Origin of the sequence: Dyadobacter soli, from assembly GCF_900101885.1 — a bacterium.
Lineage (GTDB): Bacteria > Bacteroidota > Bacteroidia > Cytophagales > Spirosomataceae > Dyadobacter > Dyadobacter soli.
Genome location: NZ_FNAN01000031.1, coordinates 1 through 14,409, shown reverse-complemented (window position 1 = coordinate 14,409; position 14,409 = coordinate 1). Strand labels below are relative to the sequence as shown.

12 protein-coding genes are annotated in these 14,409 nt (G+C 52.4%); 5 read left to right on the top strand and 7 right to left on the bottom strand.

Annotation, left to right across the window (positions count from 1 at the left end):
- Positions 1–52: 52 nt before the first annotated feature.
- The 5 genes from BLQ88_RS34325 to BLQ88_RS34305 are packed head-to-tail and all read right to left on the bottom strand — an operon-like array spanning position 53 to position 7,015.
- Complete coding sequence (locus tag BLQ88_RS34325) at positions 53–634, bottom strand: chemotaxis protein CheB (RefSeq protein WP_090157545.1); 582 nt, start codon at positions 632–634, stop codon at positions 53–55.
- Positions 616–1,425: a CheR family methyltransferase gene (locus BLQ88_RS34320; RefSeq protein ID WP_090157544.1), complete on the bottom strand. Its 810-nt coding sequence runs from the start codon at positions 1,423–1,425 to the stop codon at positions 616–618. Before BLQ88_RS34320 ends, BLQ88_RS34325 begins: the two co-directional genes overlap by 19 nt.
- Positions 1,426–1,429: 4 nt before the next feature.
- Positions 1,430–1,795, bottom strand: coding sequence for a response regulator (locus tag BLQ88_RS34315; RefSeq protein ID WP_090157543.1), 366 nt, complete (start codon positions 1,793–1,795; stop codon positions 1,430–1,432).
- An 8-nt stretch (positions 1,796–1,803) separates the two neighbouring features.
- Positions 1,804–5,406, bottom strand: coding sequence for a response regulator (locus tag BLQ88_RS34310; RefSeq protein WP_090157542.1), 3,603 nt, complete (start codon positions 5,404–5,406; stop codon positions 1,804–1,806).
- A 13-nt stretch (positions 5,407–5,419) separates the two neighbouring features.
- The gene (locus BLQ88_RS34305; RefSeq protein ID WP_090157541.1) at positions 5,420–7,015 is read right to left on the bottom strand and encodes a response regulator; all 1,596 of its coding nucleotides are present in this window, start codon (positions 7,013–7,015) and stop codon (positions 5,420–5,422) included.
- Between the two features lie 328 nt (positions 7,016–7,343).
- Here BLQ88_RS34305 and glgX point away from each other — a divergent pair, with 328 nt between their 5' ends.
- Both glgX and treZ read left to right on the top strand, forming a co-directional pair.
- Entirely contained in the window at positions 7,344–9,524 is a 2,181-nt protein-coding gene (glgX, locus tag BLQ88_RS34300) for a glycogen debranching protein GlgX (RefSeq protein ID WP_090157584.1), read from the top strand.
- Positions 9,521–11,368, top strand: coding sequence for a malto-oligosyltrehalose trehalohydrolase (gene treZ, locus BLQ88_RS34295; protein ID WP_090157540.1), 1,848 nt, complete (start codon positions 9,521–9,523; stop codon positions 11,366–11,368). The genes glgX and treZ overlap by 4 nt, the downstream gene beginning before the upstream one ends.
- On the opposite strand, the gene BLQ88_RS34290 is transcribed toward treZ, so the two are convergent.
- The gene (locus BLQ88_RS34290) at positions 11,355–11,927 is read right to left on the bottom strand and encodes a hypothetical protein (protein ID WP_090157583.1); all 573 of its coding nucleotides are present in this window, start codon (positions 11,925–11,927) and stop codon (positions 11,355–11,357) included. The genes treZ and BLQ88_RS34290 overlap by 14 nt on opposite strands.
- Before the next feature lie 189 nt (positions 11,928–12,116).
- Here BLQ88_RS34290 and BLQ88_RS34285 point away from each other — a divergent pair, with 189 nt between their 5' ends.
- The 3 genes from BLQ88_RS34285 to BLQ88_RS34275 all read left to right on the top strand — a co-directional run bounded on the left by BLQ88_RS34285 (position 12,117) and on the right by BLQ88_RS34275 (position 14,143).
- Positions 12,117–13,556, top strand: coding sequence for an arabinose isomerase (locus BLQ88_RS34285; protein ID WP_090157582.1), 1,440 nt, complete (start codon positions 12,117–12,119; stop codon positions 13,554–13,556).
- Positions 13,557–13,622: 66 nt separating this feature from the next.
- On the top strand, positions 13,623–13,874 hold the full coding sequence (locus tag BLQ88_RS34280) for a type II toxin-antitoxin system Phd/YefM family antitoxin (protein ID WP_090157539.1): 252 nt from the start codon (positions 13,623–13,625) through the stop codon (positions 13,872–13,874).
- A complete protein-coding gene (locus BLQ88_RS34275; protein WP_090157538.1) occupies positions 13,871–14,143 on the top strand; it encodes a Txe/YoeB family addiction module toxin in 273 nt (90 codons plus the stop codon). The genes BLQ88_RS34280 and BLQ88_RS34275 overlap by 4 nt, the downstream gene beginning before the upstream one ends.
- Here BLQ88_RS34275 and BLQ88_RS34270 read toward each other — a convergent pair.
- Positions 14,140–14,409 (bottom strand): transposase (locus tag BLQ88_RS34270; RefSeq protein ID WP_143017000.1); only part of this gene is annotated, 270 nt, incomplete at its 5' end. The genes BLQ88_RS34275 and BLQ88_RS34270 overlap by 4 nt on opposite strands.

The following is a 14,409-nucleotide window of genomic DNA, read 5'->3' as shown; positions in this document are numbered from 1 at the left end:
AGAAAGACTGAATCCTGCTTTTATGGTAGAAATCAACGGTCGCTGCTAAAAATTATGCCAGCGAGTTGATGAAAGAGGCCATTTGTATGGTGTCGAAGACGTGATCGATGGGCAGGTGGGTGAGCGCGTAATGCGGCATGAAAGGCATTTGCGCGGTGTCGGGATTTTGTACGATGGCCGTGCCGCCGGCCTTTTTTACGGCTGTGAGGCCGCTGGTACCATCCTCGTTTGCGCCCGAAAGCAATATCGCCACAAGCCCCGATCCGTAAACCTCCGCCGCCGATTCGAACGTGACGTCGATGCTGGGGCGGCTGAAATTGATTTTCTCGGAATAATCGAGTGAAAATGTGCGGTCGTGCTCGATGAGCAAGTGGTAATCCGCAGGAGCGAGGTAGATCGTCCCGGGGGTAGCGGGTTCCTTGTCCTCCACCTCGTGCGTCGGGTTCAAAGTCTTGGAGCCTAGCAGGTGAGACAATGACGAATCGGTGGAATTACGCCGGTGCAGCACCAGCGCCATCGGAAACGGCAAATCGCCGCGGAGCAGCGGGAGCAGCCGGAACAGCACTTCCAGGCTCCCCGCCGAGCCGCCGATCAACAGGAATTCACAAGTATGGTTCAGATGATTTTCTTCCATATTTTTTCCCGGTTCAGCTGCTTGAACTTGTTTTGTACAGCCGAGAATTTCAATGTCTCCTTGGTACCTAATGCAAGGTAACCCAATGCTCCAAGACTCGCATCGAAGAGTTTAAGCACCCTGTCCTGCAAGTCCTTGTCAAAGTAAATCAGCACATTGCGGCACAGGATCAGGTCAAATTCATTGAAGGAACTGTCTGAAACGAGGTTATGCGTCGAAATGATAATCTTTTCCGATAGCTCGTTGTTGAACTTGGCCTGGCCATATTGCGCCGTATAGTAGCTCGAAAAATCCTGCGCCCCGCCCGACGCGATGTAGCTTTCGGAATACTGCTTCATCAGGGCCAGCGGAAATATGCCTTTGCGCACTTTTTCCAGCACGCTGGGATTCAGGTCGGTCGCGTACAGCAGCGAGCGCCTGAGCAAATTGGCTTCTTTGAGCAGGATCGCCATCGAATACACCTCCTCGCCCGTAGAGCAACCCGCGTGCCAGATGCGGATAAAAGGCTTGGTACCGAGCACGGGCAGCACTTCCTCGCGCAGGGATTGATAAAAAGCCGGGTCGCGGAACATTTCCGTCACATTCACCGTCACTTCCTCCACAAACCGTTTAAGATAAGTAGGGTCGTTCCGCACCCGGTAGCGGAGTTCGGCGAAGCTCGGGAACTTGTCGAGCGAGCAGAGCCGCACCACCCGGCGTTTCAGCGAAGCGCGCGAGTACCGCGTGAAATCGTATCCGTACAAATCGAACAGGTCACTCAGCAAAAGGTCGATGTCTTCCTCTTCAATCATGGAGTCAGATGCCGTTAAGAATCTTCAAAAGTTTGTCGACATCGATCGGTTTGGAGATGTAATCGTTGGCACCGGCGTCGAGGCACTTCTCGCGGTCGCCCACCATCGCCTGCGCAGTAACGGCGATCACCGGTACCGAATGCCTGTTATCCAGGTCTTTGATGAGCGGAATCGCTTCGTACCCATCCATTTCAGGCATCATCATATCGATCAGCACGGCATCCACGGGTGCATCGGTGCGCAGGATATCCAGCGCCTCCGTTGCCGCGGAGCAGGAAATGCACTCAAAACCTTTCGCTTTGAGGGTCGCTTTGAGCGCGAAAATATTCCGGGCGTCGTCGTCGACGATCATGATTTTCTTCTTTTCCATTATGAGGGTCAGGATTTTTCGTAAAGCCATACGCGGAGGAGCGACATCAGCTGGTCGATATCCACGGGCTTGGTAATATAGTCAGAAGCCCCCGCATTAATGCATTTTTCGCGGTCGCCGGTCATGGCTTTGGCGGTCACGGCAATCACCGGCAGGTTACGCCATTGCGGGTTTTCGCGAATGCGCTTGGCGGTTTCGTAGCCGTCCATTTGCGGCATCATCATATCCAGCAGCACCACGTCCACCTCGGGGTTTTCGCTTAGTTTTTGCAACGCTTCCTTGCCGTCCAGGGCCGTGAGGACATTCATTTTATAGTTTTCCAATGATTTGGAAAGGGAGAAAATGTTCCGCACGTCGTCGTCGGCTATCAGTACGGTTTTGTTATTCAAAATTTCACCCAACCCGCCGAGCTTACGCACATCGCCGCTTTTGCGTGCATTTTTCTTGTTCTCTTCCACGACATGCAGGAACAACGACACCTCGTCGAGCATACGCTGGTAGGAATGCGCGGTTTTGACGATGATCGAATCGGCATATTGCTTGATCCGCAACTCTTCCGTCATTGAAAGGCTTTTTCCGGTGAAAATAATGATCGGTACATGCTCGAAACCGGGGTTCTTTTTGGCCTCTTCTAGCATATCGTAAGCCTTTTTGTCGGGAATGCCCATATCGAGGATCACGCAGTCGGCCTCGTTGTTGGAGAGCGTGCTGATGCCGTCCCTGATATCGCTTTTCAGCTCCGAATGAATGTCGAAAGTGCCCAGGTAGTAGGCCAATGCTTTCGCGTGCATCGAGTTGTCTTCGACGATCAGTACTTTCTTCGATTTCTTGCTGATTACATATTCGATTTTCCGGAAAATCTCGTCCATTTTCTCGATCGCCACCGGCTTATCGATGAAGTCGACCGCGCCTTTTTGCAAGCTCTCGTTCTTCATCCGGTGCGACGACATGATGTGTACCGGGATATGCCGCGTTTCGGGGTCGCTTTTGAGCTGGTCCATTACCTCCCAGCCACTGACGACGGGCAGCTGAATGTCGAGCAGAATGCCCATTGGCCGGAACGTCCGTGCCAGTTCCAGCCCTTCGTCGCCGCGCACGGCCACAATGCCCTTGTAGCCCTGTTTACGGGTGTAGTCGAGGAGCGATTTGGCAAAAAATGTATCGTCTTCGATGATCAGGATCGTTTTCACGTCTTCGGTCACAGTGGAACGGTCATCGGGAATGCTCTCGGGAATGACGGTACTGATAAATTTGCTTTGCACGGCAGGAGCCGCTTTGGCGACGTTTTCTTCCTGGAAACTCCCGAAGAAATTGGTTGTATCCGGTTCCGGACTGACGTAGGAAGCTTTTAGAGGTACAAAAAGCGTGAATTCACTGCCCTGGCCGACGACGCTCGTGAGCGATATCTCCCCGCCCAGCAGCTTGGCCAGTTCCCGGCTGATCGATAACCCGAGCCCCGTACCACCATATTTGCGCTTCGTCGAACCATCCGCCTGCTGGAATGCCTCGAAAATGTGGTGCTGCTTTTCAGGCGCCACGCCTATGCCCGTATCGCGCACGACGAAGCAAAGCATCTTATCATTGCCGTCGTTCAGTTTCACGGTAATATCGACCGAGCCTTCCGCGGTGAACTTCAAGGCATTGGAAACCAGGTTTTTCAGGATCTGCTCCATCCGCATTTTGTCCGTCTCGATCACCGGTGGCACGCCATTGACGATGTTTACCGAAAATTCGAGCCCCTTTTCCCGCGCTATCGGGGTGAAAAGGCCTTTCATATCATCGCAAACCTCTTTCACAGACACCGTCACATAATCCAGCTCCATTTTACCCGCCTCGATTTTAGAGAGGTCGAGGATTTCGTCGATCAGGCCCAGCAGCCCGTTACCCGACGATTGTATCACCGTCGCATATTCGATTTGCTCGCCAGTGAGGTTTTTGTCGTCGTTTTCTGCGAGCAGGCGGCTCAGCAGCAGGATCGAGTTCAGCGGCGTCCGCAGCTCGTGCGACATATTCGCGAGGAATTCGGATTTGTACCGGGTGGTCAGTTCCAGTTCCTCCGCCTTTTTCTGTATTTCAATGTTTTTTTCTTCCAATAGCCCGCTCCGCTCTTCCAGTTCTTCATTGGTTTGCTGCAATTCTTCCTGCTGCACCCGCAACTCTTCTTCCGATGCCTGCAACTTATGCGATTGCGCTTCCAGCTCCGCATTCAGGTTTTCCAGCTCGTTATGCTGTGTTTGCAGCTCCTCCGCCTGCGCTTGTGTTTCTTCCAGGAAGTTTTGCAGTTTCACATAATCCAATGCCGAATTAATGCCGCTGGCCATCGTTTCCAGGTTTTCTTCGAGGAAACGCATGGTCAATTCGTCCGGATTTTTCAAAAAGCCGAGTTCGATCACGCCTATGCACTCGTACGAGTACACGAGCGGGAGGATCGCGAGCGCTGCGGGGCTGGTTTCTCCCAGGCTGGACGATATTTTAAGGTAATTCGCGGGAATGTCGCGCACGAGCACCGGCTTTTTCGTTTCGATCACCTGCCCGCACAATCCTTCGCTGGCTACAACGGTTTCGGGCGCATTTTGCGCGGCGAAAGTGCCGGTAAGGCGGAAATTCCAGTCGGTGTCGAGAATGTAAATGGTGCCGAGAGTCGCCCCGGAATAGGCAGTGAGGGTGTTAATGAGTTTCGCCGAGAGCTTTTTCAACACCCGTTCACCTCGGATGGCGTCGTTAATCTGCACATCTCCGGCCTGCAACCAGTTCTGAATGCTCAGATCGTTGAATGTCTGTTCCAGCGAGCTGGCCATTTTATTCAGAGCCACAGAAATCCGGCCCAGTTCGTCGTCTGTGTCATCCTGGCTGCGGGTCGCATAATCGCCTTCCGAAACCCGTTGCGTAACCTGTTCGATATGGCCGATGCGGCGGTTCGTGTCGGCATACTTTTCCTCGTCCAGTTGCTGTTGCTCTATGCGCTTGCCGATGTCCGTTCGAATGCGCATGTACGAGGATATCGTGATCAGTATCGAGATCAGCGCGGCCGCAACGAGCAGGATGGGCGTGTATTTAATGTAAATCTGTTGTTGTTCGAGCCGTTCGGTAAGCCGGGTACTTTCCTCTTCCTTGATGCGGTCGGTGCTGAGCCGGAGGTCGTCCATGATCTTTTTCCCCCGCACCATTTCCCGCGACCGCGCATCGGTATCTTCCACGAAATTGGAATTCTTTTTGGCCATATCGATGATGTTCTGCATCTGGCCGAATTTTGCCTCGTAAAGCGCTTTCACCTCGCGCAGGTTCTTTTGCTGCACCGGGTTGTCGGCAGTCAGTTCCAGGAGCTTGTTGTAGCTGTCGGTGGTTTTCTCGTATGCGCCTTCGTAAGGGGAGAGGAATTGCTCGTCGGCGGTGATCAGGTAGCCCCGCTGGCCGGTTTCGGCATCTTTCATGTGCGAAATGATCGCCTCGGCCTGGATAAGGACTTCATTCGTGTGGTTGACGAGCTCCGAATTGTTGATCAGTTTCTGCGTGCTGTAATACGACGCCAGAAGGCTGAAAAACAGGAGCAGAATGGAGAAGGAGAAAACGATCTGTAATTGCTGAACGATCGAATTGGAAACTTTCTTCATAAAAATGCCTCAGCTAAATGTCGGTTTTAATGGCCGTGAATGCATTTTCCTGCACAAACGGAAGTATGAGAATGAATTCGGAACCCTGGTTTTCGGTGCTTCGGGCGGAAATGAGCCCGTTATGCTTGTCCATGATCTTCTTGGCGATCGCCAGCCCGATGCCGGTTCCTTCGTAGGCGTTGATGTTGTTGAGCCGTTGGAAGATGACGAAAATCCGGTCGAGGAACTTCTCGTCGAATCCGATGCCGTTGTCGGCGATGGTAATCCTGCAATAAGGGCCGTCGGCCGATACCGAGCCGGAAACGTCCTTGTGATCGATCACCTCGCAACGGATATCGATTACCGGCGGGACGTCGGGCCTCGAAAATTTCAATGCATTGCTGATCAGGTTCTGAAATACCTGTCGGATCTGGCTCGGGATGGTCTCCACCACGGGCAGCTGATCTTTGCGGATAGCGGCCTTTTTCTCGCGGATCGTCTCGTCGAAATCGGCCAGGAGCTCGTCCACCAGCGCATTCAGGTTGGTGGGCTGGAAATGCGCGGTTACGGAAAGGCGGGAATAATCTAGCAAATCGCTGATCAGCCGAGACATACGTGCCGAAGAGCTGATCGAACGGTTCAGGTAGGAGACGGCCTCGTCATTGCCCGTCAGGTATTTATCTTTAATTAAATGGCTGAATGTCTGGATCTTGCGAAGCGGCTCTTTCAAATCGTGCGATACCACCCAGGCAAACTGCTGTAATTCGTGGTTGGTTGTTTCCAGTTCCGAATTTTTATCGACGAGCTCCTTGGTACGAAGCTCCACTTTGTGTTCGAGCAATTCGTTCGCCATTTTCTGCTGGTGAATGTCCGTAAATGTGCCCACCCAGCGGACAATGGCACCGTGTTGCAGTACCGGGATTATTTTAAGCAAAAAATATTTGTACTCGTCCGAATCGAGCTGTTTCAGCCGCGCTTCGCCCGAAAATTCCAGTCCGTTGAGGAAATGCTCGGTCCAGCGGTCGTAAGTATGATCGTCGGGATGTGTTTCGGGGAATGAATGCGCGTCGGCGGCGTATTGGAACCAATGCTTGTTCACATATTCGATCTTCCCGTCGGTCCGGATCGTGAATGCGATCTGGGGCAGCGATTCCAGTATGAAACGAAGTTCGTCCATGCGCGCGGCAAGTTCTTCCTGCGCGTGCTTGCGGATGTCGATCTCCTGCCTGAGTGATTCCTGGATGGCTTTGAGCTCCTGCTGCTGCTCGAAAAGCCGGTAAAAAGTCTTGACTTTCAGTAGCAGTATATCAGGATCGACGGGCTTGGTCAGGTAATCGATACCACCTGAGGTATAGCCTCTTGTAATGAATTTTTTTTCCGTATTAACCGCCGAAAGGAAGATGATCGGGGTGTCCCGTGCTTTCCCGAATCCGGCAATGGCCTCAGCCACCTCGAAGCCGTCCATACCCGGCATTTGTACATCGAGAATGATCACCGAGTAGGTCGTTTTAAGCACTTTTTTCAATGCTTCCTCGCCCGATTCCGCGGTATCGGTTTTGAAATTGTGGAGTTCCAGGATTTTTTTAAGCGGTAAAATATTTTCCGGCCTGTCGTCGACAATAAGGATCATGGTTTCGGGTAAAATAGGCACTTATCGGGTTCTGGATCAGCACAGTATCCGTAAACGGAACGCATATACGGCCGGCTTGCTGTAACACAAAATTCTTTTAGTGTGTGTACAAGTGTTACCATGTGTGTAGTAAGCTTTCCATACAAAAATTATACCCGCACGTGTTTGGGGAATTTCTTCCCGGGTGTGTGCGAACGCCGTTGGCATAATTTTGTATCAAAACGTGTTCTAACGCCAGTTTTTTCGACAAAGTACTTCTTAAAACCGCATGGAATTTGGCTGTGTGAATGGGCTGAAAAAAGGGTGGTGCAAACTCAAACCGACTGATATGAAGAAGATTGCCAATAAAAAACTTGTAGATCAATCCCAGGAGAGCAGTGTAAAGGTGTTTCCGGGCGAACCATATCCGTTGGGGGCGACCTGGGACGGCAAAGGGGTGAATTTTGCGCTGTATTCCGAGAATGCCACAGGTGTGGAATTATGCCTGTTCGACAGCCCTGAGGCTATTACCGAACACATTAAAATACAAATCAAGGAAGTATCGCATCACGTGTGGCATGCGTACGTTCCCGGTCTTAAACCCGGGCAATTGTACGGCTATCGCGTGCACGGGCCTTACGAACCGACTGTCGGACTGCGATTCAATCCCCATAAACTGCTCATCGATCCTTACGCGAAATCCATTTCAGGCACCGTGCAATGGCATGACGCGCTGTTTGGCTATAATATCGGCGACCCGGAAGAAGACCTGAGTTTCAGCGAGCTCGACAGCGCGCCTTACATTCCCAAATCGGTGGTCGTCGACCATTTGTTCGACTGGGAAGGTGTAACTGCCCCCGAGATTCCCTACCATGATACCGTAATTTATGAATTGCATGTAAAAGGGTTCAGCTGCCTGCATCCCGATGTGCCCGAAGCGATTCGTGGTACTTATGCGGGATTGGCGCACCCGGCGAGCATTGCGTATTTGAAGAAGCTGGGTATCAATGCAGTAGAGCTTATGCCTGTGCACCATTTCATTTCCGACCGGCATCTTCGCGAGCGCGGCCTTTCCAATTACTGGGGCTATAATTCCATCGGCTTTTTTGCGCCGGACGTCCGGTACAGTAGCTCCGGGACACATGGAGAGCAGGTGAAGGAGTTTAAAAATATGGTGAAAGAGCTGCATAAGGCCGGTATCGAAGTGATCCTGGACGTCGTGTACAACCATACCGGCGAGGGAAACCAACTCGGGCCGACGCTGTCGTTCCGCGGGATCGACAATATGGCCTATTACCGGCTGATGGACGGCCGCTACTATATGGATTATACCGGTACAGGTAATACGTTGAACGCCAGGCTTCCCAGCGTGCTGCGGCTCATTATGGACAGCCTTCGCTATTGGATCACCGAAATGCATGTGGACGGGTTCCGTTTCGACCTCGCTTCTACGCTTGCGCGCGAGCTGCACGAGGTGGACAGACTGAGCGCATTCTTCGACATTATCCACCAGGACCCTGTCATATCGCAGGTGAAACTCATCGCAGAGCCCTGGGATATTGGCTTCGACGGGTACCAGGTAGGGAAGTTTCCGATCGGCTGGGCGGAATGGAACGGCCGCTACCGCGATTGCATGCGCGACTACTGGCGCGGGGCCGATAGTATGCTCGCCGAGTTCGCCGAGCGATTTACCGGCAGCTCCGATTTATACAAAGGTGAGGACCGCTTTCCTACCGCAAGTATTAACTTCATCACCGCCCACGACGGTTTCACATTGAACGACCTGGTTTCGTATAATGAGAAGCGTAATGATGAAAACGGGGAGGAAAACCGCGACGGTGAGAGCCATAACCGCTCCTGGAATTGCGGCGAGGAGGGGCCGACGGAGAATGAAGAAGTGATCGCGCTGCGCGACAAGCAGAAGCGCAATTTTCTTACCACCTTATTCCTTTCACAAGGCGTACCCATGCTCGTTGCCGGCGACGAATGGGGCCGCTCGCAGGATGGTAATAACAATGCCTATTGCCAGGATAATGAGATTTCCTGGTTGAATTGGGACAAAGTAGATGAAAAGCTGCTGGCATTTACCCAAAAACTGATCACGTTTTGTAAGGCGCATCCCACGTTTCGGCGCAAGCACTGGTTCCGCGGAATGCCGATCAAAGGCATCGGCCTGGAAGATATTGCCTGGTTTTTGCCTAACGGCGAGGAAATGCCCGATGAGAACTGGAACCACGATTATGCGAAGTCGCTGGGTATTTTTTTGAATGGAAAAGGGATCAGGCACATGGACCCGAAAGGAAAGCCTATTTACGACGACAGCTTTTACATTATTTTCAATGCGCATTACGAGCCCGTCGAGTACACGCTGCCGCCCGAAAAGTACGGTAGCGAATGGCGAAAAGTGATAGACACCGCCGACGCCTGCGTAAGCGACGACGGCCAGGTGCTCAATCCGGGTGATAGTTTCTCGGTGGACAGCCGTTCGGTAGTGGTATTCAGACATGCTTTGGAAGAACAGAAAATATGAATTACGAGGATTTACTGGCGATGCGGCCAGGCATCACATTCAGCGAGGATGGTGAGGCGCAAGTGCTCTTGTGGGCGCCCAAAGCGGAGAAAGTGCAGGTACAGTTCGGGAAGGAAGGTAATGCATTGGACCTGGAACAAAGGGACTATGGTTTCTGGACATTGCAAACCCGCGCATTATGGCCAGGCGACCGCTACGGTTTCCTGCTCGACCGCAAGGGACCATTTCCCGATCCGGCAACGCTTTACCAGCCCGAAGGCGTGCACGCCCCGTCGGAGGCATTCGACGTCCTGAAATTCCAATGGACGGACCGGAATTGGAAGAACCCGGCGATGAAGGATTACATTATTTACGAAGTTCACACCGGGACGTTTACACCTGAGGGTACGTTCGAAGCCATGGAAGCGAAGCTCGATTACCTGGTGGCATTGGGAGTGAATGCAATTGAAATAATGCCGTTGTCGCAATTCGCCGGTGGGCGGAACTGGGGCTATGATGGCGTGTTTCCGTACAGCGTGCAGGATTCCTACGGCGGGCCGGAGGCGTTGCAGCGGCTGGTCAATGCATGTCATAAAAAAGGCATTGCAGTGGTGCTGGACATGGTGTACAACCACCTCGGGCCGGAAGGGAATGTGCTGAGCCATTTCGGACATTATTTCACCGATAAATACCATACGCCCTGGGGCGATGCGATCAATTTCGATGATGCCTGGTCGGATGCCGTGCGCCATTACTTTGTGCAAAATGCGCTGATGTGGTTCCGCGATTTCCATATCGACGCCCTACGCCTCGATGCGGTGCATGCGATCAAGGATTTTGGGCCGGTGCATATTTTGCAGGAAATCAGGCAGCAGGTAGATATGCTAGCCCGCGGGACTGGTAAGGAGCATTACCTGATCGTTGAAATGGATCTGAACGATACGCGTTTTGTAAAACCCATCGAAGCAGGCGGTTATGGAATGCATGCGCAGTGGATAGACGAGTTCCACCACGCATTGCGCGTAAGTTCGGGCCAGGAGCGAAGTGGGTACTATTCTGATTTCGAAGGAGTTGCTTCGCTGGCAAAGTCGTTACGGGATGCTTATGTGTTCGACGGCATTTATTCCGATCACCGGAAGCGGAAGTTTGGTGTGAAAGCCGATGGCATTCCGGGGCAGCAATTCATTGTTTTTTCCCAAAACCACGACCATATCGGCAACCGTATGCTGGGCGAGCGCACGAGCCAGCTGGTGAGTTTCGAAATGCAGAAGCTGCTGGCGGGAACCGTGTTCGTGAGCCCTTTTATACCCTTGCTTTTTATGGGGGAAGAATGGGCAGAGCCGAATCCGTTCCAGTATTTCGTAAGCCACACCGAAGAAGAACTGGCCGAAGCTGTTCGAAAAGGCCGGAAAAGCGAGTTTGCCGCATTCCACCTCGAAGGCGAAGCCCCCGATCCGGTAGCAATTTCGACGTTTGAAAACTCAAAACCGCAATGGGCGCTCATCGATCAGCAGCCGCACCGGACAATGCTGCATTACTACCGCAAATGGATTGCGTTGCGGAAAAGTGAGGCAGTGCTGCACGAATGCGACCGCGACGGCTTGTCGGCCGAGGTTTTTGAGGAAAAAGAGTTGATAACCGTTCAACGGGTGTGGGGCAGGCAGCATTTGGTGGCTTTTCTGAACTTCTCCAAATCGCCGCAAGAGGTATTGCTGCCGTTTGAACACCTTCAATGGCACAAGCTGATCGCGTCGTCGGACCCGGCCTGGAATGGGATCCAGGAAATGCCGGCGCTGGCCGGGGCGGGTGCATTGAGCGTCGCGCCGGAGTCCATTACTGTTTACATTAATACTATAAATTCCTGATTTTAATGCGGATGTCTTGCGGCGCAACCTCGTCGCCGCCGAAATAGGGAAGCAGTTTATAAGCAATGCCCACGCCGCCGGAGCAATGGCGGGGCATCGCGGTTTCAATGCCTTTGTAAGTAAAAACGTAGGTATTTTCGCGGATATCGATCCGGAAGCTGGCTATTTCGTTCAGTTCCGCTGTCCCGAGCTCGCGCTCCTGGCGCACGCCGTTCACATATATGTATGCGTAAATACGCAATGCGCCCTCGCGCCAGTTCCAGCCGAAGCGGGCACTGTTGTTCTGATGCTGCGAGCTGCAATCGGAGAAGCCGTACAGCTTGTTGATATCGTTCTGGTTTTCGGGTACCGTCGTTTGGTAAACGCAGCTGCTGTCGAATACGGCCTGGAACCGCATGGACGAGGCAGTGAACGGGGTGTTCAGGTTACGCTCGACTTCGTGGTTCCCTTTTTTGATATCGTAGGTAATAAAATCGTCCCCAAAACTCGGCGTATTGCCGATCCATTCGCAGGAAACAGCGCCGATCAGGAGGGTGAGGGCCATCAGATATCGTTTCATGGGTGCTGGCTTTTTAATTAAATGCAGGGCGAAATTCAGCATAGAAACGCTCTGCCGCAACGAAAATTGGATCGCAGGGCTACCAGCGGCTATTTTTTTAGACTACATTGATGGTGTCAGGTTTACACATTCCATGAGTAAGACTACCGAATTGTCGCTTTTTTGAAGGGCAACAATTTTGAAATGAATATGGCACGACAATCTGAATACAACCTGCGAGTCGGCCTCTTCGGCATTGGTTTGGAGGCATATTGGGCACAATTCGAAGGACTTGAAGCGAGGTTGAAAGGCTACGTTGATGTGGTGGCCGAGCGACTGGGCGGTTATGGCGCCGAAATCGTCAACCTTGGACTGATCGACACGCCGGAAAAGGCATTGGCAGCGGGGCACACGTTCCGCAGGGAAGATGTGGACCTGATTTTCCTGTACGTGACCACCTACGCATTATCGTCGACCGTGCTTCCGGTGGTATCGCGGGCGAAAGTGCCGGTCATCGTACTGAACCTGGCCCCGGAGCCTGCGATCGATTACCAATGGTTCAATGCATTGGGCGATCGCACGCGCATGACGGGCGAGTGGCTGGCTTATTGCTCGGCGTGCCCGGTACCCGAGATCGCCAACGTGTTCCGCCGCTCGCGCATTCCGTTTTACCAGATCACCGGCACCTTGCACGACGACCCCGAGGTGTGGCAGCAAGCCCGCGAATGGGTTGAAGCGGCAAATGTGGCGCACACGATGGCGCACAACCGCCTGGGCGTGATGGGTAACTACTACGGCGGCATGCTCGACATTTATTCCAACCTTACCCTGCAATCCGCCACATTCGGCGGGCATGTTGAAATCATCGAGGTGGACGAGCTTTCAGCCCTCCGCGAATCGGTTTCCGATGCGGAGGTGAATGCGATGATCGGCGCTTTTCAAACCACATTCGATATCCAGGACGACTGCTCCGAATATGAATTACAGCGGGCTGCGCGGACGGCAGCCGCTTTGGAAAAACTGGTTGAAATACACCAACTGGGCTCCATGGCCTACTACCACAAAGGCACGGGCAACGCGCAAAACGAAGATACCATGAGCTCGGTGATCCTCGGTAACTCGCTGCTCACGGCGCGGGGTATCCCGGTAGCGGGCGAGTACGAGGTGAAGAACGCGCAGGCGATGAAAATCATGGATGCATTCGGTGCTGGCGGTTCATTTACAGAGTATTATGCGATGGATTTCAAAGACGATGTGGTGCTGATGGGCCACGACGGGCCGGGCCATATCGCCATAGCGCAGGGAAAAACGAAGGTGAAGCCGCTGTATGTCTACCATGGGAAGGTCGGGAATGGCCTTTCGGTGGAAATGAGCGTAGCGCACGGGCCGGTAACATTGCTTTCGGTGGTGGAAACGGTGGAAGGAAAGGTGATTTTGCTGGTAGCAGAAGGAGAATCTGTGCCGGGGCCGATCCTGGAAATAGGGAATACCAACAGCCGGTACCGGTTCCCGATCGGTGCAAAACGCTTTACAGAGCAATGGAACAGCCACGGCCCGGCGCACCATTGCGCGGTAGGGATCGGGCATATCAGCTCCAAAATCGATAAGCTGGGGAAATTGCTGGGGATTGAGACGGTGAGGGTGTGTTAGCCGTGGGAAATGAACTTAATTGTGTGTAAATTGTGTATCAAATTGGTACACAAAAAATGAAAAGCGATGCTCGTGATCAGCTCCCGCGAATTCCGCGACAATCAAAAAAAATATATGGACCTTGCCGATAATAATCAGCAGGTCATTATACAAAGAGGTAAAGGGAAAGCCTACGCCCTGACACCGGTAAGTGATAAGGACCGTTACTTCATGAACCCTGAGGTAGTAGCCGAGATCAGGGAAGGAATAGACCAGTACCTTGCCGGGAAAACCACAAAAGTAAACAAGGCGGATTTAGATCAACTGCTGGGATTATGAGCTATCAGCTTGCTTTCACTGAAAAGGCGTTGGAAGGCATTGAAAAGCTGAAAAAGTCAGGGAACAAGCCTGTGCTTATAAAACTCCGTAAACTGCTTGACGAGCTCACTGAACATCCGTACACCGGTACCGGGCAGCCCGAGCAGTTGAAGTACGATATGGCCGGCTTCTGGTCGAGGAGGATCAACCAGGAACATCGCCTTGTGTACGCCGTCAATGAAAGGGAGATAACGGATCAAGACCAAATGTTGTGGAGCACCTTGGATTAAGCATATAACTGGGTAAGGCGGTAAAGGAAGAATTCTACATTCCTGACTCCTCTGAACTGCGCCCTGAACGCTTTGATCTTCGCATTGAAAGATTCAGCGGATGCATTGGTGCTTCTGTTATCAAAATAGTTAACAATGGTCTTGTAGTGATTCTCAATCGAGCGGGCAACGGTATTGAATGATTTGAAGCCGGATTGCCTGACCTTTTCGTGCCACTTAGCCAGCCTGGTCAGTCCGTATATTTTTTCTTTTGTAGTCGTGAAAAT